The sequence below is a fragment of the Cellulomonas phragmiteti genome (assembly GCF_016862775.1).
Taxonomy (GTDB): domain Bacteria; phylum Actinomycetota; class Actinomycetes; order Actinomycetales; family Cellulomonadaceae; genus Cellulomonas; species Cellulomonas phragmiteti.
The window spans coordinates 282,816-300,824 of sequence record NZ_BONP01000001.1; the positions used below are offsets into that span (position 1 = coordinate 282,816).

The 18,009-nt window shown below is 75.8% G+C and carries 15 protein-coding genes; 9 read left to right on the top strand and 6 right to left on the bottom strand.

Annotated features, from left to right (window positions below; genetic code table 11):
* Window positions 1-87 precede the first annotated feature (87 nt).
* The 3 genes from pgsA (at window position 88) to Cph01nite_RS01335 (ending at window position 1,749) form a co-directional block, all read left to right on the top strand.
* A complete protein-coding gene (pgsA, locus tag Cph01nite_RS01325; protein ID WP_203670541.1) occupies window positions 88-681 on the top strand; it encodes a CDP-diacylglycerol--glycerol-3-phosphate 3-phosphatidyltransferase in 594 nt (197 codons plus the stop codon).
* A complete protein-coding gene (locus tag Cph01nite_RS01330) occupies window positions 678-1,184 on the top strand; it encodes a CinA family protein (protein WP_239068954.1) in 507 nt (168 codons plus the stop codon). Before pgsA ends, Cph01nite_RS01330 begins: the two co-directional genes overlap by 4 nt.
* 202 nt (window positions 1,185-1,386) lie before the next feature.
* Complete coding sequence (locus Cph01nite_RS01335) at window positions 1,387-1,749, top strand: helix-turn-helix domain-containing protein (RefSeq protein WP_203670542.1); 363 nt, start codon at window positions 1,387-1,389, stop codon at window positions 1,747-1,749.
* A 37-nt stretch (window positions 1,750-1,786) separates the two neighbouring features.
* Here Cph01nite_RS01335 and Cph01nite_RS01340 read toward each other — a convergent pair whose 3' ends face one another.
* Window positions 1,787-2,608: a DNA-formamidopyrimidine glycosylase family protein gene (locus Cph01nite_RS01340; protein WP_203670543.1), complete on the bottom strand. Its 822-nt coding sequence runs from the start codon at window positions 2,606-2,608 to the stop codon at window positions 1,787-1,789.
* Between the two features lie 18 nt (window positions 2,609-2,626).
* Window positions 2,627-7,714 (bottom strand): Lhr family ATP-dependent helicase, encoded by a 5,088-nt coding sequence (locus Cph01nite_RS01345; RefSeq protein WP_203670544.1) that lies wholly within the window; start codon window positions 7,712-7,714, stop codon window positions 2,627-2,629.
* A gap of 65 nt (window positions 7,715-7,779) precedes the next feature.
* Here Cph01nite_RS01345 and Cph01nite_RS01350 point away from each other — a divergent pair, with 65 nt between their 5' ends.
* The 6 genes from Cph01nite_RS01350 to rny all read left to right on the top strand — a co-directional run bounded on the left by Cph01nite_RS01350 (window position 7,780) and on the right by rny (window position 14,515).
* The gene (locus Cph01nite_RS01350; RefSeq protein ID WP_203670545.1) at window positions 7,780-8,022 is read left to right on the top strand and encodes a DUF3046 domain-containing protein; all 243 of its coding nucleotides are present in this window, start codon (window positions 7,780-7,782) and stop codon (window positions 8,020-8,022) included.
* 1 nt (window position 8,023) lies between these two features.
* A complete protein-coding gene (locus Cph01nite_RS01355) occupies window positions 8,024-10,225 on the top strand; it encodes an alkaline phosphatase family protein (protein WP_203670546.1) in 2,202 nt (733 codons plus the stop codon).
* Entirely contained in the window at window positions 10,222-11,022 is an 801-nt protein-coding gene (locus Cph01nite_RS01360; protein ID WP_203670547.1) for an MBL fold metallo-hydrolase, read from the top strand. The genes Cph01nite_RS01355 and Cph01nite_RS01360 overlap by 4 nt, the downstream gene beginning before the upstream one ends.
* A 216-nt stretch (window positions 11,023-11,238) precedes the next feature.
* Window positions 11,239-12,276, top strand: a complete 1,038-nt coding sequence (recA, locus tag Cph01nite_RS01365; RefSeq protein ID WP_203670548.1) for a recombinase RecA — start codon at window positions 11,239-11,241, stop codon at window positions 12,274-12,276.
* A 5-nt stretch (window positions 12,277-12,281) separates the two neighbouring features.
* Entirely contained in the window at window positions 12,282-12,884 is a 603-nt protein-coding gene (locus tag Cph01nite_RS01370) for a regulatory protein RecX (protein ID WP_203670549.1), read from the top strand.
* A 98-nt stretch (window positions 12,885-12,982) separates the two neighbouring features.
* A complete protein-coding gene (gene rny, locus Cph01nite_RS01375; RefSeq protein ID WP_203670550.1) occupies window positions 12,983-14,515 on the top strand; it encodes a ribonuclease Y in 1,533 nt (510 codons plus the stop codon).
* Window positions 14,516-14,577: 62 nt separating this feature from the next.
* Here the strand turns inward: rny and Cph01nite_RS01380 are convergent, their stop codons facing one another.
* From Cph01nite_RS01380 to Cph01nite_RS01395, 4 genes are all read right to left on the bottom strand, one after another.
* Complete coding sequence (locus Cph01nite_RS01380; protein ID WP_203670551.1) at window positions 14,578-15,453, bottom strand: amino acid ABC transporter permease; 876 nt, start codon at window positions 15,451-15,453, stop codon at window positions 14,578-14,580.
* The gene (locus Cph01nite_RS01385; RefSeq protein WP_203670664.1) at window positions 15,450-16,097 is read right to left on the bottom strand and encodes an amino acid ABC transporter permease; all 648 of its coding nucleotides are present in this window, start codon (window positions 16,095-16,097) and stop codon (window positions 15,450-15,452) included. Before Cph01nite_RS01385 ends, Cph01nite_RS01380 begins: the two co-directional genes overlap by 4 nt.
* Before the next feature lie 89 nt (window positions 16,098-16,186).
* Window positions 16,187-17,071: a glutamate ABC transporter substrate-binding protein gene (locus tag Cph01nite_RS01390; protein ID WP_203670552.1), complete on the bottom strand. Its 885-nt coding sequence runs from the start codon at window positions 17,069-17,071 to the stop codon at window positions 16,187-16,189.
* Window positions 17,072-17,167: 96 nt separating this feature from the next.
* Window positions 17,168-17,962, bottom strand: a complete 795-nt coding sequence (locus Cph01nite_RS01395) for an amino acid ABC transporter ATP-binding protein (RefSeq protein WP_275407376.1) — start codon at window positions 17,960-17,962, stop codon at window positions 17,168-17,170.
* Window positions 17,963-18,009 lie beyond the last annotated feature (47 nt).

An 18,009-nucleotide genomic window follows, 5' to 3' on the forward strand; every position in this document is an offset into this window, starting at 1 on the left:
GTCCAGGTGAATGCCGCCGGACGGGTGACGACGTGGGTGGGCCGTCGGGCGGTCGGGGCCTGCCTGCGCGGCCCGTAGGCTGGGCGCGTGGTCGCCGACGCTCCGTCCGTGTGGAACCCGGCCAACGTCGTCACGGTCCTGCGGATCGCCGTCGTGCCGGTCTTCGCCGTCGTGCTGCTCTCCGACGGCGGGCACACCGTGGGTGGGCGGCTGCTCGCGACGGGGCTGTTCGTCGTGGCTGCCGCGTCCGACAGGCTCGACGGGTGGCTCGCCCGCAGGTCGGGCCAGGTGACCGACCTCGGCAAGCTCCTCGACCCGATCGCCGACAAGCTGCTCGTGGGCAGCGCACTCGTCCTGCTCTCGTGGCTCGGCGACCTGTGGTGGGCGGTGACGGTCCTCGTCCTGGTGCGCGAGCTCGGCATCACCGTCATGCGGTTCTTCCTGCTGAGGTACGTGGTGCTGCCCGCCTCGCGCGGCGGCAAGCTCAAGACGGTGCTCCAGGCCGTCGCGATCTCGCTGTACCTGCTGCCGCTGGCCGCCCTGCCCGCCGTCGTCGGCGTCCTCGCCGCGGTGGTCATGGGCGTCGCCGTGCTCGTCACCGTGCTCACCGGCGTCGACTACGTGCGTGACGCCGTGCGGATCCGCCGGACCGCCGGCCTGCCACCTGCTGCCGGCCTGTGACCGCGGTGCGCGACGCCGCAGCCCGGCTGCTCGCCGCGCTCGCCGGGCGCGGCTGGACGCTCGCCGTCGCGGAGTCGCTCACCGGAGGTCTCGTGACGGCGGCCCTCGTCGAGGTGCCCGGCGCCTCGGCGGTGCTCCGTGGCGGCGTCGTCGCCTACGCCACGGACCTCAAGGCGACGGTGCTCGGCGTCGACGCGGCGCTGCTGGCCGGGCGTGGCGCCGTCGACCCGCAGGTGGCGGCCGCGATGGCCACCGGGGTGCGGCACCGCCTGGGCGCCGACGTGGGACTCGCGACCACGGGCGTGGCCGGCCCCGACGGCCAGGACGGGCACCCGCCCGGCACCGTGCACGTCGCCGTGGCCGCACCCGGCTCGAGCCTGGTCCGCAGCCTCGAGCTGCCCGGCGGCCGCGCCGAGGTCCGGGCGGCCGCGTGCCTCGCGGTCCTGGTGCTGGCCGCCGAGGCCCTGGTGGACCCGGAACGGCAGCCGGACGCCCGCGCATGACGGGAACACGGGGCGGTGCGCTCGCGTTGGGTGGGGTGTGACGACGACCCGACCGCCGGTGCGCGGGACAGGAGCACGTGCGGGCGCTGCGCGGTACGGTGGTCGTCTCCCGGCTCCACGGCCGGGAGCAGCCAGTGCGACGGGACCGCGGACCGCGGCACCGTCCGTCGACCGAGGACGTGACGTGAGGGGAGGAGCCCAGATGGTCGTTCTGCGACGAGAGATCGGCGACGTCCTGCGGGACGCGCGCCAGCGCCAGGGGCGGACCCTGCGTGAGGTGTCCTCTGCGGCTCGTGTCTCCCTGGGGTACCTCAGCGAGGTCGAGCGTGGCCAGAAGGAGGCGTCGTCGGAGCTGCTCAGCAGCATCTGCGACGCGCTCGACGTCCCGCTGTCGCTCGTGCTGCGCGAGGTCAGCGACCGTGTCGCGGTGGCCGAGGGCCTGCTGATCCCCGACACCGTCCCGGCCGACCTGACGGCCTCCGCGGGTCTCGGTGGGGGCGACCGCGCCATCGGCGGGGACGCAGGGTGGGCGATGTCGCGCTCGGAGCTCACGCCGGTCGGCTGAGTCCGCCACCGGACGCCGCGTGCGGCCCCGGGTCGCCTCAGGCACGCCCGCGGACCTGGCAGCCCGGGCACCAGTACGCCTGGCGCTGCGTGGGCGGGGAGCCCACGTCGCCGCGCGCCACCCGTGCGCCGCAGCGCGGGCAGGACCGGCCTTCGCGCCCGTAGACGGACGCCGGCGGGCGACCGGTGGCCACCGACGTGCGCAGCAGCGCCCGGGCGGCGCGCAGCACCTCGTCGGCGTCGGTCACCGCGGCGGCGGGCGCCCACGGCCACCAGCCGCGCGCGAACAACGACTCGGCCATGAAGATGGTGCCGATCCCCACCACGACCCGTTGGTCGAGCAGCACCTCGGCGACGGGCCGCTCGCCCTGGGCGGCCCAGCGCCGCAGCGCCTCGTCGATGCCGGGCGTGGGCAGGTCGAGCACCGGGGGACCGGCCCACGGCACACCGGGCGTCGCGTCGAAGTCGCCGTCCAGGACGTCGGGGCCCAGGTGCCCCAGCAGGGAGCGCTCGGTGCTCGTGGGCACGACGTCGAGCATGCCCAGCAGGTAGCCGACGGCCGTCCACCGGGAGTCGCCGAGCACGGCACGCACCTGGGGCGAGCGCGCCGCGGCCCGTCGCTCGGAGGTGGGGACGATGCGCCACGTGCCGTCCATCCGCAGGTGGGTGTGCAGCGTCCGGCCGTCGTCGAACCGTGTCAGCAGGTGCTTGCCGTAGGGGCGGGTCCCCAGGACCGTGCGCCCCGTGAGGTCCACGGTCGCCGCGGTCGGCCACCGCAGGTCGGCACGCAGGAGGCGGTGCCCGGCCAGCGCGCGGTCGAGGTGGGCGGCGGTGCGCCGCAGGACGTCACCCTCCGGCACCGCGGGCTCCGGACGTCGTCACGAGGCCTGCAGCCGCAGGCCGCGCGGGGTGGTGAGGAACCCGGCCCCGGCCAGCGCCGTCGCGGCGGCCGCGGCGAGCACCTCGGACGACAGGACCGGGACGCCGTCGATCCGCTCGACCGTCAGCCGGCCCACCCGCCGGTCGCGAGCCGTGGACGCGAGCGCGTCGGCCGCGGCGGCGAGGGGTGCGGGGTCGTCGGTGAACGTCAGCAGCGTGCGGCCGCCGCGTTCCAGGTACATCACCAGGGCCCCGTCGACGAGCGTGACCAGGGCACCGGCCTTGCGGCCGGGGCGGTGGCGGGCGCCGTCGCGCCCCTCGGGCGGGTCGGGCCAGGCCAGCGCCGCTCCGAAGGGGTTGGCCGGGTCGGTCGCGGCCAGCACGATGGCCCACGGCGTGTCCCGCGCCGTGGTCGCCTCGCTCGGGCCGCCCCACGCCGCGGGCCCGGACGGGGCCCCCCACGCCGGTCGGGGGACGTCCTGCCAGGGCAGCGTCGGTCCGGCCGGCGCCGCGTCACGCCGGTCGGCCGCGCGCTCGCGGGCCTGCTCGACGACCTCCGCGTCGGTCCGCAGGCGGTCGACCGCACCGGGGAGCGCGAACTGCGACCCGCCCAGCCGCTCCACGAAGTAGCCGCGCCGCACCTGACCCTGCTGCTCGAGCGCGGCGAGCACGCGGTACACGGCGGCGAACCGCCCACCGATGCCCTCGGCGGGTGCCACCGCTCGGGTCAGCACGCCGTGGCGGTCGAGCAGCTGGGCGGCGAGCGCGTGCGCGCGCACCGTGACGTCGGGCTCCCGAGGGGGCAGCAACGACCAGCGGCCCGCGCCCGGTCCCGTGCCCGATCCCGTGGACCGGGGGGACGTCCCGTCGCGCGGCGTCGGTGGCAGCCCGAGCCGCCCGCCGGCCCGCAGCCCCAGCCGCGGTCGCATCGGGCGGCCGCGGGCCGGCGCGGCGCGCGTGCGGTGCGCGGTCGGGCCGCCCGCGAGCCACGCACGTAGGGGTCCGAGCCCGTCGTTGGTCACCCGGCCCGCCCAGACCAGGTCCCACAGCGCCGCGAGGACCGCCGGTGCGTCGGGCGGCGCGTCCTCGTCGAGCCAGACGGCGCCCACCCGGTCGACGAGCGCACCGAGGAACCACGCGCCCCCACCCTCGAGGGCCGTGAGGACGGCGCGGTGCGTGCGCGTGGTGGCGGGGGCCTCAGGTTCCTCGAGGTCCGGGACGGGTGCCAGCGTCAGGTCCGCGACCGCCGCGGGGTGCAGGGACACCAGGCCGTCGTGACCTGCGAGCGGCGCGTGCCCCGCCCACAGCACCTCGCCGGCGGACGTCAGCTCGTCGAGCATCGCCGGGACGTAGTCGGGGACCCGCGCGGGCAGGACGTGGGACTCGAGCGCCGAGGCCGGCACGGCGAACCCGGCGAGCTGCTCCACCGCGCGGGCCACCGCGTCGACCCCCCGCAGGCCGCTCGGGCGGCGCCCCGCGACCTGGACCCCCTGCCACTGGGGCAGGAACACGCCCAGCGCCTGCGGGTCCACGGGCTCGACCTGGGCCCGCAGCGCGGCGAGCGAGCGCTGCCGCAGCCGACGCAGCACGTCCGCGTCGCAGAACTCGTCACCGGTGCCGCCGAGCACGTCGGGTCGCAGCCGCCCCTGGACGAGCACGCGCGACGCCTCGAGCCGGCGCAGCACCTCGGTGACGACAGCGACACCGAGACCGAACCGTGCGGCGACCTGCGCGGCGGGGAACGGCCCCCGGGTGCGGGCGTGCCGGCGCAGCAGGTCCGCGAGCGGGTCCGGCAGCACCTCCGTGAACACCTCGGGCACCCCCACGGGCAGCGCGACCCCCAGCGCGTCGCGCAGGCGTCCGGCGTCCTCCACCGCGGCCCACTGCTCGGTGCGGTCGGCCGGCACGCCGCCGAGGCGGACGCGGATGGCCCGGCGCGCGGACGCGAGCTCGTCGAGCCACCCGGGCACGTCGTCGCGCACGTCCGGGCGGGTGCGGGCGGCGACCTCCGCGGCCGTCAACGGCCCGTGCCGCCGCAGCACGTCCGCGACCTGCTCGAGGGTCCCGGCCTGCCGGTCGGGGGCGGTGCCGGCGAGCTCCGCCTCGGTGCGCTCGACGGCCTCGGGGTCGAGCAGGTCCGCGAGCTGCGACTCCCCACCCGTCCCCAGCAGCTCGGCGAGGAGCGTCGGGTCGAGCGTGAGGGCGGCCGCGCGGCGCTCCGCGAGCGGGGCGTCGCCCTCGTAGAGGAACTGCGCCGTGTAGCCGAAGAGCAGGGACTGGGCGAAGGGCGAGGGGTGGGCGGTGGTCACCTCGACGACGCGGACCCGACCTGCGGCGACGTCCCGCATGAGGCCGATGAGCGCCTCGGTGTCGAAGTCGTCCTGCAGGCACTCCCGCACGGCCTCCAGGAGGATCGGGAAGTCGGGGTACCGGGCGGCCACCTCCAGCAGCTGGGCGGCGCGCTGGCGCTGCTGCCACAGCGGCTGGCGGCGGTCCGGGCGTCGCCGGGGGAGCAGGAGCGCACGGCCCGCGGCCTCCCGGAAGCGGGCGGCGAACATCGCGGACGCGCCGAGCTCGTCCCGGACGGACGCCAGCACCTCGTCCGGGTCGAGGAGCAGGTCCTCCAGCGTCAGCCGCGGACCGGCGTCCGCCTCGGTGGCGTCGTCCCCCCACGCCGCGTCCGCGGCGCCGTCGAGCACGTCGGGCAGGCGCAGGACGATCCCGTCGTCCGCGTGCATGGCGGCGGCGTCGACCCCGTACCGCTCGCGCAGCCGGGCCGCGAGGACCAGCGCCCAGGGTGCGTGGACCCGCGCGCCGTAGGGGGAGTGCACCACGATGCGCCAGTCGCCCAGCTCGTCGCGGAACCGCTCGACCACGACGACCGTGTCGCTCGGCAGCTGTCCGGTCGCGGCCTGCTGGTCGCGCAGGTACGCGAGCAGGTTGTCCGCCGCCCACGGATCGAGGCCGGCGCCCTCGACGCGCGCCCGCGCGCCCGCGTCCGGCAGTGCCGCCACCTCGCGGACCCAGGCGCCGACGGCCCGGCCGAGCTCGGCCGGGCGCCCCGGGGCGTCGCCCTTCCAGAACGGGAGCCGGCCCGGGACGCCGGGGGCCGGTGAGACGAGCACACGGTCCGGCGTGATGTCCTCGATGCGCCACGTGCTGGAGCCCAGCGTGAACGTGTCGCCGACGCGCGACTCGTAGACCATCTCCTCGTCGAGCTCGCCCACCCGCTTGCCGCCGCGGACCCGACCGCCGGACCGCTCGGCGTCGGCGGGCACGTCGGCGGTCTCGCCGCCACCCGCGAGGAACACCCCGAACAGGCCGCGGTCGGGGATCGTGCCGCCGCTCGTCACGGCCAGGCGCAGCGCCCCCGGGCGGCCCGAGAGCACGTCCGCGACCCGGTCCCACACCACGCGGGGGCGCAGCTCGGCGAAGTCCTCGGACGGGTACCGCCCCGCCAGCATGTCGAGGACCGCGTGCAGCGTGCCGTCGCCCAGGCCCGCGAACGGCGCGGCGCGGCGCACGACGCGTGCCAGGTCCTCCACCGACCAGTCGTCGACGGCCACCATCGCGACGACCTGCTGGGCGAGCACGTCCAGCGGGTTGGCCGGGACGGTCAGCGCCTCGAGCTCGCCGGTGCGCATGCGCTGGGCGGTCACTGCGGCCGGCACCAGCTCGCCGCGGTACGTCGGGAAGACCACGCCGCGGGAGACCGCACCGACCTGGTGGCCCGCACGCCCCACCCGCTGCAGCCCGCTGGCGACCGACGGCGGGGCCCCGACCTGCACCACCAGGTCGAGCGCGCCCATGTCGATGCCCAGCTCGAGCGAGCTGGTCGCCACGACGGCGGGCAGCCGTCCCGCCTTGAGCTCGGTCTCCGTGCGGGTCCGCTCGGCCCGGCTCATCGAGCCGTGGTGCGCGCGCGCCACGATCGTCGAGGCGTCGCGCGTGTCGACGCCCGCCGCGGTACCCGACTGGCCGGGCACCGCGGCCGCGCGCACGGCCCCCGGGTCCGGCACGTCCTCACCCCGGCGCTCGGCCCAGACCTCGTTGATGCGAGCCGTGAGCCGCTCGGCTCCCCGCCGGGAGTTCGTGAACACCAGCGTCGACCGGTGGCTGGCGACGAGGTCGACGACGCGCTCCTCGACGTGCGGCCAGATCGACGCGCGCGGCTGCTGCCCGGCGTCGGGCTCGACCGGCGCCGCCCCGGGGGCGGGGGCACCGAAGCCTGCCAGGTCGGGGTCGATCCCGGGGCCGCCGTAGCGGTCGACGACGCCGGCGACGGACCCGCCCGCGCGGGGGCGTGCCGCGGCCGCGAGGTCGCCCAGGTCGGGGACCGGGACGACCACCTCGACCTCGATGACCTTCTGCGACGGAGGCTGCACGACGACCACGGGCCGGCCGCCGTCGGCCGGGGCCCGCGCCCCGCCCAGGAACGCCGCGACCGCGTCGACGGGTCGCACGGTCGCCGAGAGCCCGACCCGCTGCGCCGGGCCCGGGCCGCCGTCGGTCTCGAGCAGCGCGTCGAGACGCTCGAGGCTCACCGCGAGGTGGGCGCCGCGCTTGGTGCCCGCCACCGCGTGGATCTCGTCGACGATGACCGTGCGCACCCCGGCCAGCCCGCGGCGTGCCCCCGACGTCAGCACCAGGTACAGGGACTCGGGCGTCGTGATGAGGACGTCCGGCGGTGTCGTGGCGAAGGCGCGCCGCTCGGCGGGCGGCGTGTCACCCGTGCGGATCCCGACCGCGACCTCCGGCAGGGACCTGCCGAGCCGCGTCGCCGCCTGCCGGATCCCGACGAGTGGCGAGCGCAGGTTGCGCTCGACGTCGGTGGCCAGCGCCTTCAGGGGGGAGACGTAGACGACCCGGCAGCGCTGCGCCGGCTCCGCCGGCACGTCGCCGGTCAGGAGCCCGTCCAGGGCCCACAGGAACGCCGCGAGCGTCTTGCCCGAGCCGGTCGGCGCGACGACCAGGGCGTGGTCGCCGCCCGAGACCGCCTCCCACGCGCCCACCTGCGCCGCCGTGGGCGCGTCGAACGCCCCCGTGAACCAGCTGCGGGTCGGGGCGGAGAAGCGGTCGAGCACCACCGGGACATTGTGTCGGCAGGGACCGACACGCGCGCGCCACCGGCTGCCGGTGGCAGGCTGGTGGGGTGAGGAACCGCGAGCTTGCCGAGCTGGTCGCCGACGTGCTGGGTCCCGTCGAGGGACGTCTGCTGATGGAGGAGCTCGTGCTCGGCGACCTCGGGGGTCGCACGGGTGCGGCGGCGCTGGCCGAGGGCGTCGAGCCGCGGGTGGTGTGGCACGCGCTGTGCGACGCGGTCGGCGTGCCCGAGTCCGCACGCTGGGGCACCGACCACCGTCGGCAGGCGCCGCCGCGGCACGCCGGGCGCTGACGTGGGCCGCGCGGGGGCGCCGGGCGACGACGCGGACGGTCCGGCCGGTGGTGCGCCCCCGGTCGCCCGCCCGCCGCGCGCGCGGTGGCTGCCGCGGGCGTCCGACGCGGCGGACGCCGCGCTCTCGCTGGTCGTGACCGCGCTCGGGCTGGGCGCCGCCGTCGCCGTCGTGGACGGCGTCGGCGCGAGCGCACCGTGGGGGGTGCTGCTGGCGGCGCTCGCGGTCGCCGTCGGCGACCTCGTGCTGCGGGCGCCGCTGCGGCTGCTGGCGGCGGTCGGGGGCGCGGCCGGCGCGCTCGTCGCGGGCCTGACCGCGCAGCTGCTCGTCGCCTGGGGCGCCCTGCTCGTGGCACCGGGCCTCGAGGTGACGTCGGGCTGGGCCGTCCTGTGGGTGCTGCTGCTCACCGGGGTGGTGATGGCGACCGGACGGTGGCTGTGGGGCGCGAGCGACAACGCCTACGTCGTCGACGACGTCGTGCGGCGCGCGCGACGGCGGGCCCGCGCGGCGGGCGCCACGGGCGCGGCGGCGCGGCCGCCCGGTCTGCTCGTGGTCCAGCTCGACGGGGTCAGCGCACCGGTGCTCGACCAGGCCGTCGACGCCGGGCTCGTGCCGACGGTGCAGCGCTGGGTCGAGGCGGGCACCCACCGCCTCGAGGCGTGGTGGGCAGGTGTGCCGTGCACCACGCCGGCGGCCCACGCCGGCCTCCTGCACGGCGCGGCCGACCGGATCCCCGCCTTCCGGTGGTGGGACCGCGACCTCGGCCGGCTCGTGGTGACGAACCACCCGGACGACGCGGCGCTCGTGGAGGCGCGGCTGAGCGACGGCACCGGCCTGCTGGCGCACGGCGGCACCGCGGTCGCGACCATGTTCTCGGGGGACGCGCGCGCCACCTACCTGGTGATGAGCCGCGGACGTCGGCACGGGCTGGGCCCCGGCCCCGGCTACGTGCGGGTGTTCGCCCGGCCGTTCGTCCTGGCGCGTGCCGTGACGCTGACGGTCGGGGAGGTGGTCAAGGAGCTCTACCAGGCGCGCCGGCAGGCCGTGCACGACGTGCGCCCCCGCGTGCCGCGCGGCGGGTGGTACGTGCTGCTGCGCGCCGTGAGCAACGTGCTGCTGCGCGACCTGGCGACGTCGCTCGTGGCCGACGCGCTCGTGCGCGGCGACCCGACGGTGTTCGTCGACCTCGTCGACTACGACGAGGTCGCGCACCACGCAGGACCGACCCGACCCGAGTCGCTGCGGTCGCTCGAGGGGCTGGACCAGGTGCTGCGGGTGCTCGAGGGCGTCGTCCGCGTGGCGCCGCGCGCGTACGACCTGGTGGTGCTGTCCGACCACGGCCAGACGCTCGGCGCGACCTTCGAGCAGGTCGAGGGCCGCACGCTGCTGGACACGGTGCGCGCCCTCATGGCCGACCCGGGTGCACGCGGGTTGCAGAGCGCGGACGGCGAGGACTGGGGGCCGCTGAACGCCCTGCTCACCGGTGTGCTGGGCAGGCCGGGGGACCGTGTCGTGCTCGGCCCGGACGCCGGACCCGACCGGCGTCGGGGGCACGCCGGGCGGGACGACGGCGCGCCGCGCGTCCGCGAGCACGGCCGCGCGCGGGCGGCGCAGCCCGGCGAGGTCCCGGACGTCGTGGTCGTCGGGTCGGGCAACCTCGGCCTCGTGTGGTTCCCCGACGGGCCGCGCCGGCTGCGGCTGGAGGACGTGCAGGAGCGGTGGCCCGGTCTCGTCGCCGGCCTGGCGGGCAGGCCCGCCGTCGGCGTGGTCGTCGTGGACTCGCGGACCCGCGGGCTCGTCGCCGTCGGCGCGCGGGGGCTGCGGCTCCTCGAGGCCGAGGGCGAGGTGGTGCAGGGCGAGGACCCGCTCGCGCCGTACCCGGGCCGGGCGCGGGCCGACCTCGTGCGCGCCGCGCGCCTGCCGGACACGGGCGACCTCCTCGTGGTGTCCGCCGTGGGTCCACGCGGCCAGGTGCACGCGTTCGAGGGGCAGGTCGGCTCGCACGGCGGCCTCGGTGGTGCGCAGAACCTCGCGTTCCTGCTCCACCCGGTCGGCCTCGTCGTCGACGACGCGCGCCGCGAGGACGTCGACGGGCGTCGGATGCTCGTCGGGCCGGACGCGGTCCACGCCCAGCTCGTCACGTGGCAGGTGGAGCGCGGGCTGCGGCCTGCACCCGTGACGGCGCCGGGGCGGGCGGCCCCGTGAGCGTGCAGGTGCGCTGGCTGGGGCACGCGACGGTCGTGCTCGACGTCGGCGGCGTCCGGATCGTGACGGACCCGTTGCTGCAGCGCCACGCGGGCGTGCTGCGGCGCCGGGGCGGGCGCGCGCCCCGGGCCTCCGACTGGGCGGGGGCGGACGCGGCGGTGGTCTCGCACCTGCACCACGACCACGCCGAGCTCGGGTCGCTGCGCATGCTCGGCCCCGTCCCGGTCCTCGCGGCACCGTCGAGCGCGCACTGGCTCGCGTCGCACGGGGTGCGCGGCGTGGGCGTCGCACCCGGGCGGTGGTGCACGCTGACGGGGCGCGTCGGCGGCAGCGCCCGGGTGCGGACGGTGCCGGCCGAGCACGGCCACCGTCCGATGCCGCACCGTCCCAACGCCGCGACCGGCTTCGTCATGCGCGGTGGCGGTCTGACCGTGTGGTTCGCGGGTGACACCGGGCCGTTCCCCGGCCTCGCGCACGTCCCGGACCTGGCCGGCGCGCCGGTCGATCTCGCGCTGGTACCGGTCGGCGGGTGGGGACCGAGGTTGTCGGGGGGTCACCTGGACCCGCTCGAGGCCGCGCGGGTGTGCGCGCTGGTGGGTGCCCGGGTCGCGGTGCCCGTGCACTGGGGGACGCTGCACGCACCGGCCTCGCGGCGGCTGCCGCCGGGCTGGATGGACCGGGCGGGCCGGGCGTTCGAGGCGGCCGTGCACCGCGTCGCCCCCGACGTGCGGCCGTGCGTGCTGCAGCCCGGGGACACCACCACGGTGGAGCGGGCGCCGGGCGTGGCCGGGGGGTGACGACACGCGCGTGTCGCCGCACCGCGTCGAACAGGTGTTCGGGTACGGTGGTCCTCGGTGACACGGTCGAACCGACCACAACCCCGCCCGGCCGCGTGCCGGTCCACGGGTCGACGGTCGGTCCGGACGGGATGTCGGTGGTCGGGCATAGCGTCACCGCGACACGACCAGCCCCCGCAGGAGCAGCAGACGCTGCACGAGACGACGAGGTGGACCATGCCCGCTCCGGACCGCGCGAAGGCCCTCGAGGCCGCACTCAGCCAGATCGACCGCCAGTTCGGCAAGGGGTCGGTCATGCGCCTCGGGGACGAGGGCCGTGCCCCCGTCGAGGTGATCCCCACGGGCTCCATCGCCCTCGACGTCGCGCTCGGCATCGGCGGCCTGCCGCGCGGGCGCGTCGTGGAGGTGTACGGCCCGGAGTCCTCCGGCAAGACGACGGTCGCGCTGCACGCGGTGGCCAACGCCCAGAAGCTGGGCGGGATCGCGGCGTTCATCGACGCCGAGCACGCGCTCGACCCCGAGTACGCCAAGAAGCTGGGTGTCGACACCGACGCGCTGCTCGTCTCGCAGCCCGACAACGGCGAGCAGGCGCTCGAGATCATGGACACGCTGATCCGCTCGGGCGCGATCGACATCATCGTCATCGACTCCGTCGCCGCGCTCGTGCCCAAGGCGGAGATCGAGGGGGAGATGGGCGACTCCCACGTCGGTCTGCAGGCGCGGCTCATGTCGCAGGCGCTGCGCAAGATCACCGGTGCGCTCAACGCCTCCGGGACGACCGCCATCTTCATCAACCAGCTGCGCGAGAAGATCGGGGTGTTCTTCGGCAGCCCGGAGACCACCACCGGCGGCAAGGCGCTCAAGTTCTACGCGTCGGTGCGCATGGACATCCGCCGCATCGAGACCCTCAAGGAGGGGACCGAGGCCGTGGGCAACCGCACCCGCGTCAAGGTCGTGAAGAACAAGATGGCCCCGCCGTTCAAGCAGGCGGAGTTCGACATCCTCTACGGCGTCGGCATCTCCCGCGAGGGCTCGCTCATCGACATGGGCGTGGAGCACGGCTTCGTGCGCAAGTCGGGTGCGTGGTTCACCTACGAGGGGGACCAGCTCGGTCAGGGCAAGGAGAACGCCCGCAAGTTCCTGCGCGACAACCCCGACCTGGCCAACGAGCTGGACAAGAAGATCCTCGAGAAGCTCGGCATCGGGGCCAAGGTCGACGCCCCTGCCGACGCCCCGGTCGCGGTCGACTTCTGACCGGCGTGGGGGATCTCACCGGCCGGTCCGCGGCGCGACGCCGCGGCCGGCCGGCCGTCGAGCCGCCCGACGCGGGCAGCGCGGCGCACGACCCGGAGCCGGACCCGGAGTCAGTGGCGCGCGCCATCGTCCTGCGCCGCCTGACCGGGGCGGCGCAGTCGCGTGGCCAGCTCGAGGACGCGCTCGCTCGACGCGACGTGCCCGCGGACGTCGCGGCACGGGTCCTCGACCGCTTCACCGAGGTCGGCCTCATCGACGACCAGGAGTACGCGCGGATGTTCGTCCGGTCGCGTCACAGCGAGCGAGGGCTCTCGCGCCGGGCGCTGGCGATGGAGCTGCGACGCAAGGGGATCGACGACGAGACCGCCGCCGTGGCCCTCGAGGACGTCGACGACGCCGACGAGGAGCACGCGGCACGCGAGCTCGTGCGGCGACGGCTCCGCACCACCGCCGGGCTCGAGACACCCGTGCGGGTCCGGCGCATCTGCGCCGCGCTGGGGCGCAAGGGCTACCCGCCCGGGCTCGTAGGGCGCCTCGTCCGCGAGGAGCTCGCTGCCGAGGGGGTCGAGGACGCCGCCGTCGAGGACGGTCTCGCGGCGGGTGACTGAGCGGCCGCGGCCGGGCGCGGCGACGCGATCCCGCCCGGGTCACCGGTGACAATGGGGGGTCAGGCGCCCGGCCACGGGCGCCACGTCAGGAGGTCCTCGTGGAGCCGGGTGCGATCGCCACCATCGTGGGGCTGCTCGGTGCATGCCTCGTCGCGCTCATCCTCGTGCTCACCGCCCGCCGCGAGGCGGACCAGCAGCGGCGGCGCGCCACCGAGGACGTGGCGCAGATCCGCGACGACGCCCGCGCGATGCTTGCCGACGCCGAGCGGCGCGAGCGACGGGTCGCCGACCGTGAGCGGGCGCTCGCGAGCGAGCGCACCGAGCTCTCCGACCTGGAGCGCAGGACACGCGCCGAGGCCGAGGCGCTCGCCGAGGCCCGCCGCGCCGGCGCGCGTGAGCTCGACAAGGCCGAACGTGCCGCCGCCCGCACCCTGGCCGACGCCGACCGCGCCGCCAACGAACGGCTCGCGGACGCGCGCACGCAGGCGCGCGCCGAGCTCGAGTCCGTCAGCGGCCTGACGCATGACGAGGCGCTGGCCGAGCTGACCCGACGCATCACCGACGAGGCGACCGACGCCGCCGCCGCGCAGGTCCGTCGGATCGAGGCGCAGGCACGCCGGACCGCGGACGCGCGGGCCCGGCGCATCGTCACGACGGCGGTGCAGCGCGTGGCCGTGCCGACGAGCGCGCAGCCCGTCGTGACGATCCTCCCGCTGCCGTCCGACGAGATGAAGGGCCGGATCATCGGCAAGGAGGGCCGCAACATCCGGCACTTCGAGGCCCTCACCGGCGTCAACGTCCTCGTCGACGAGACCCCGGACACCGTGGTGCTGTCGTGCTTCGACGCCGAGCGCCGCGAGGTCGCCCAGGTCGCGCTCGAGGCGCTCATGGCCGACGGGCGGATCCACCCGCAACGCATCGAGGCGGCCTACGCGGAGGCTCTCGCCGGAGCCGACGACCGGCACGACGCGGCAGGGCACGACGCCGCGGAGCGCGCGGGGATCGACCGCCTGCACACCGACCTCGTCCGGACGATGGGCCGCCTGCGGCTGCGGTCCTCGTACGGGCAGAACGTGCTCGAGCACCTCGTCGAGAGCGCCCAGATCGCCGCCGCCATCGCCGCCGAGGTCGGGGCGGACGTCGCCGTGGCCCGGCGCGGAGCCTTCCTGCACGACGTGGGCAAGGCGCTGACCGGCGAGGTGCCGGGGACGCACGCGACGGTGGGGGCGGACCTCGCGCGGCGCTGCGGGGAGTCCGAGGCGGTGGTCAACGCGATCGCCGCGCACCACGACGAGGTGCCGGCCACCACCGTCGAGGCGGTCCTCGTGCAGGCGGCCGACGCGATCTCCGCGTCGAGGCCGGGTGCGCGACGTCAGGAGATCGACCAGTACGTCGAGCGCATGGGGGCGCTCGAGGCGCTGGTCGCGGCGCACGACGGCGTGCGCCGGGTGCTGGCCATGGCCGCCGGGCGCGAGGTGCGCGTCGTCGTCGAGCCGGACGAGGTGGACGACCACGCGCTGCCGCAGCTCGCGTCCGCGATCGCCAAGCACATCGAGGCCGACCTGACGTACCCCGGCGAGATCAGGGTCACGGTGGTCCGCGAGCTGCGGGCGAGCGCGACCGCCGGCTGAGCCGCGACCGCGGACGATCTCGTCGTCACCCCCGCGGCGGGGTCGCCGGCACGCGTCGGGCGTCAGGCGGCCGTGCCGCCCGTCGGGGTGACCGCGGCCGTGAGGTCCACGGCGGGTGCGGCGGTGCGCCGTGCTCGGCCCCGCAGGCGCAGCGCCAGGCGCGAGAGCGTGATGTTGACGACGAGGTAGATGCCCGCGCCCACGGCGAACAGCGCCACCAGGTAGGTGTTGCCGAAGAACTGGCCGTTGTTCGTGATGGCCTTGAGCAGCTCGGGGTACCCGACGATGAAGCCCAGCGAGGAGTCCTTCAGCAGCACGACGAGCTGCGCGACGAGGCTCGGGGCCATCGTCCGCAGCGCCTGCGGGAGCAGGACCAGCCGCAGCGTCTGGCCGCGCGACAACCCCACGGCGTACGCGGCCTCAGACTGGCCCTTGGGCAGCGAGGCGAGGCCGGCGCGCACGATCTCCGCGATGATCGCCATGTTGTAGACCGTCAGACCGAACAGGACCGCCGCGAACGCGCTCCAGCCGAAGCCGAGCAGCGCGAAGAACATCATGAGCAGCACGGGCAGGCCGCGGAAGAGCTCGATGACGACCGTCGCGCCGATGCGCACGGGAGCGAGACGGGCGGTGCGGCACACCGCGAGCACCAGGCCGAGGACGAAGGCGAGGGGCGCGGCGACGACGGCGGCCTTCAGGGTGGCCCCCAGGCCGACGACCAGCAGCGAGCGCCACACGTCGGCGGCGGTCTGGCCCCGCGGCGGGTCCCACAGCACGTCCCACCGCTCGAGGGCGAACACGTCGCGGCCGGCGGCGTACCAGACGGCCAGGCCGAGCAGGGCGAGCACCACGAGTGCGGCGACCGTGGAACCGATGCGCTCGCGCCGCCGGGCGAGCGGCCCGGGTGCGTCGTACAGGATCGAGATGGGGGAGCTCATCGCGCGAACGCCACCTTCCGCTCGAGCAGGTTCGCGAGCTGGCCCGCGGGGATCGTGAACAGCAGGTAGAACACCGCGACGCCGACGAGCAGGAGCATGACGTCACCGGGGTTCTGCTGCGCCAGGCGACGGCCGGTCGCGACGAGCTCGACCACCGCGAACCCGGCGGCGACCGACGTGTTCTTGGCGAGCGCGATGATGACGTTGATGAGGGGCGGGATCACCGAGCGGACCGCCTGCGGCAGGATCACGCTGGTCAGGGACTGGCCGAAGGTCAGGCCGATCGCCCGGGCCGCCTCGGCCTGGCCGATCCCGACGGCGTTGATGCCCGAGCGCACCGCCTCGGCGACGAAGGCCGACGTGTAGGCGGTCAGGCAGATGATGGCGGTCCAGTACCCGAAGGGCAGGACGACGCCGAACTGCGGCAGGACCAGGACGGCGAAGAAGAAGATGAGCGTGAGCGGCATGTTGCGCAGGAGCTCGGTGTACACGGCGCCGAACGCCCGCAACGAGCCCAGCGGGGACACGCGCATGGCCGCGACGGCCAGGCCGATGACCAGCGCGCCCGCCCCGGACACGAGGGTCAGCTGTGCGGTCAGGCGGAAGCCCGCCAGGTAGGCCGGCATGTTGTCGGCGATGACCATGAGGTCCACGCGTGTCCTCCGGGACGTGCGGCAGTCGGTCGGCACGGCACCGGGCCGCCCCTCGCGGGGGCGGCCCGGTGCCGGTGAGGTCAGTAGCGGTCGACCGTCGGGGGCTCCGGGGTCGGCAGCACGGTGCCGGCGGTGGACTCCCACGCCTCGGTCCAGGTGCCGTCCTCGAACGCCTCCTCGAGCACGTCGTTGATCCACATCCGGAAGTCGGTGTCGTCGAGCGCCAGGCCGATGCCGTACGGCTCCTCGGTGAACGGGTCGCCGCGCACCTCCAGGTCGTCGTACTGGTCGGCGAAGCCCGCGAGGATGACGTTGTCGGTGCTGATCGCGTCGACCTGCCCGTTGCGCAGCGGCTCGATGCAGTCCGAGTACGCCCCGAGCGCCTGGACGTTCGCCTCGGGGTAGTTCTCGAGGAGGTTCGCCTCGGGCGTGGAGCCCGACGCGGTGCAGACGTTCTTCCCCGCGAGGTCCTCCGGGCCCTGGATGTCGGTGTTCGACGCCAGCGTGAGGATCGACTGACCCGCCAGGTAGTACGGCCCGGCGAACGAGATGACCTCCTTGCGCGTGTCGTTGATCGTGTACGTGGCCACGACCATGTCGACCTGGCCGTTCTGGATGAACGCCTCGCGGTTCGAGGAGATCGTCTCGACCCACTCGATGTCCTCGGCCGCGATGCCGAGCTTCTCGGCGATGAGCGTGCCGATCTCGACGTCGAAGCCCACGGGCACGCCGTTGGGCCCCACGAGACCGAACAGGGGCTGGTCGAACTTGGTGCCGATCGTGATCGACCCGGCCTCGGCCAGGCGCGCCATCGTCGAGCCCTCGGGGAACTCGGCCGTCTCCTCGACCATGCCGTCGTCGGTCGGCGCGGCGGTCTCCGCCGGGTCGGCGTCGCCGGCACAGGCGGCGAGCGCGAGCACGGTGGCGGACATCAGGGCGATGAGCCCGGTACGGACGGGTCGCATGGTGCGTCTCCTTCGATGGCGTCGGCGCGGGTGGCGCCTGGGTGAGGCTCGGAGGTTCGGGAGCGGTCGGGTCGTGCGGTCGGGGTGGACTGCCGGTCAGTGGGTGAGGATCTTCGACAGGAAGTCCTGGGCGCGCTCGCTGCGCGGCGCGGTGAAGAACGTCTCGGGATCGGCCTCCTCGACGACCTGTCCCGCGTCCATGAAGACCACGCGGTGCGCGGCGCGGCGCGCGAAGCCCATCTCGTGGGTGACGACGACCATCGTCATGCCGTCACGGGCCAGGCCGACCATGACGTCGAGGACCTCGTTGATCATCTCGGGGTCGAGCGCGGACGTGGGCTCGTCGAAGAGCATCGCCTTGGGGCGCATCGCCAGTGCCCGCGCGATGGCGACGCGCTGCTGCTGCCCGCCCGAGAGCTGCGCGGGCAGCTTGTCCGCCTGGTTGGCCACACCGACCCGCTCGAGGATCTCCATCGCGGTGGTGCGCGCCTCGGACGGCTTGACCCGCTTGGCCTTGATCTGGCCGAGCGTGACGTTCTCCAGCACGGTCTTGTGCGCGAACAGGTTGAACGACTGGAAGACCATGCCGACGTCGGCACGCAGGCGAGCGAGCTCGCGGCCCTCGGCCGGCAGCGGCTTGCCGTCCAGCGTGATGGTCCCCGAGTCGATCGTCTCGAGCCGGTTGATCGTGCGGCACAGCGTCGACTTCCCGGAGCCCGACGGCCCGATCACGACGACGACCTCGCCCCGGTGGACCGTGAGGTTGACGTCCTGGAGGACGTGCAGCGCACCGAAGTGCTTGTCGACGTGGTCGAGGACGATCAGGGGCTCTCCGGTCGGACGTCCGTCCACGACGACGGGGGCGGGATCCACCGCGGTGCTGTCGGCCATGTGCCGAACCTACGGGTGAGATGTTGCGAATGCCACGGATGCGCGTC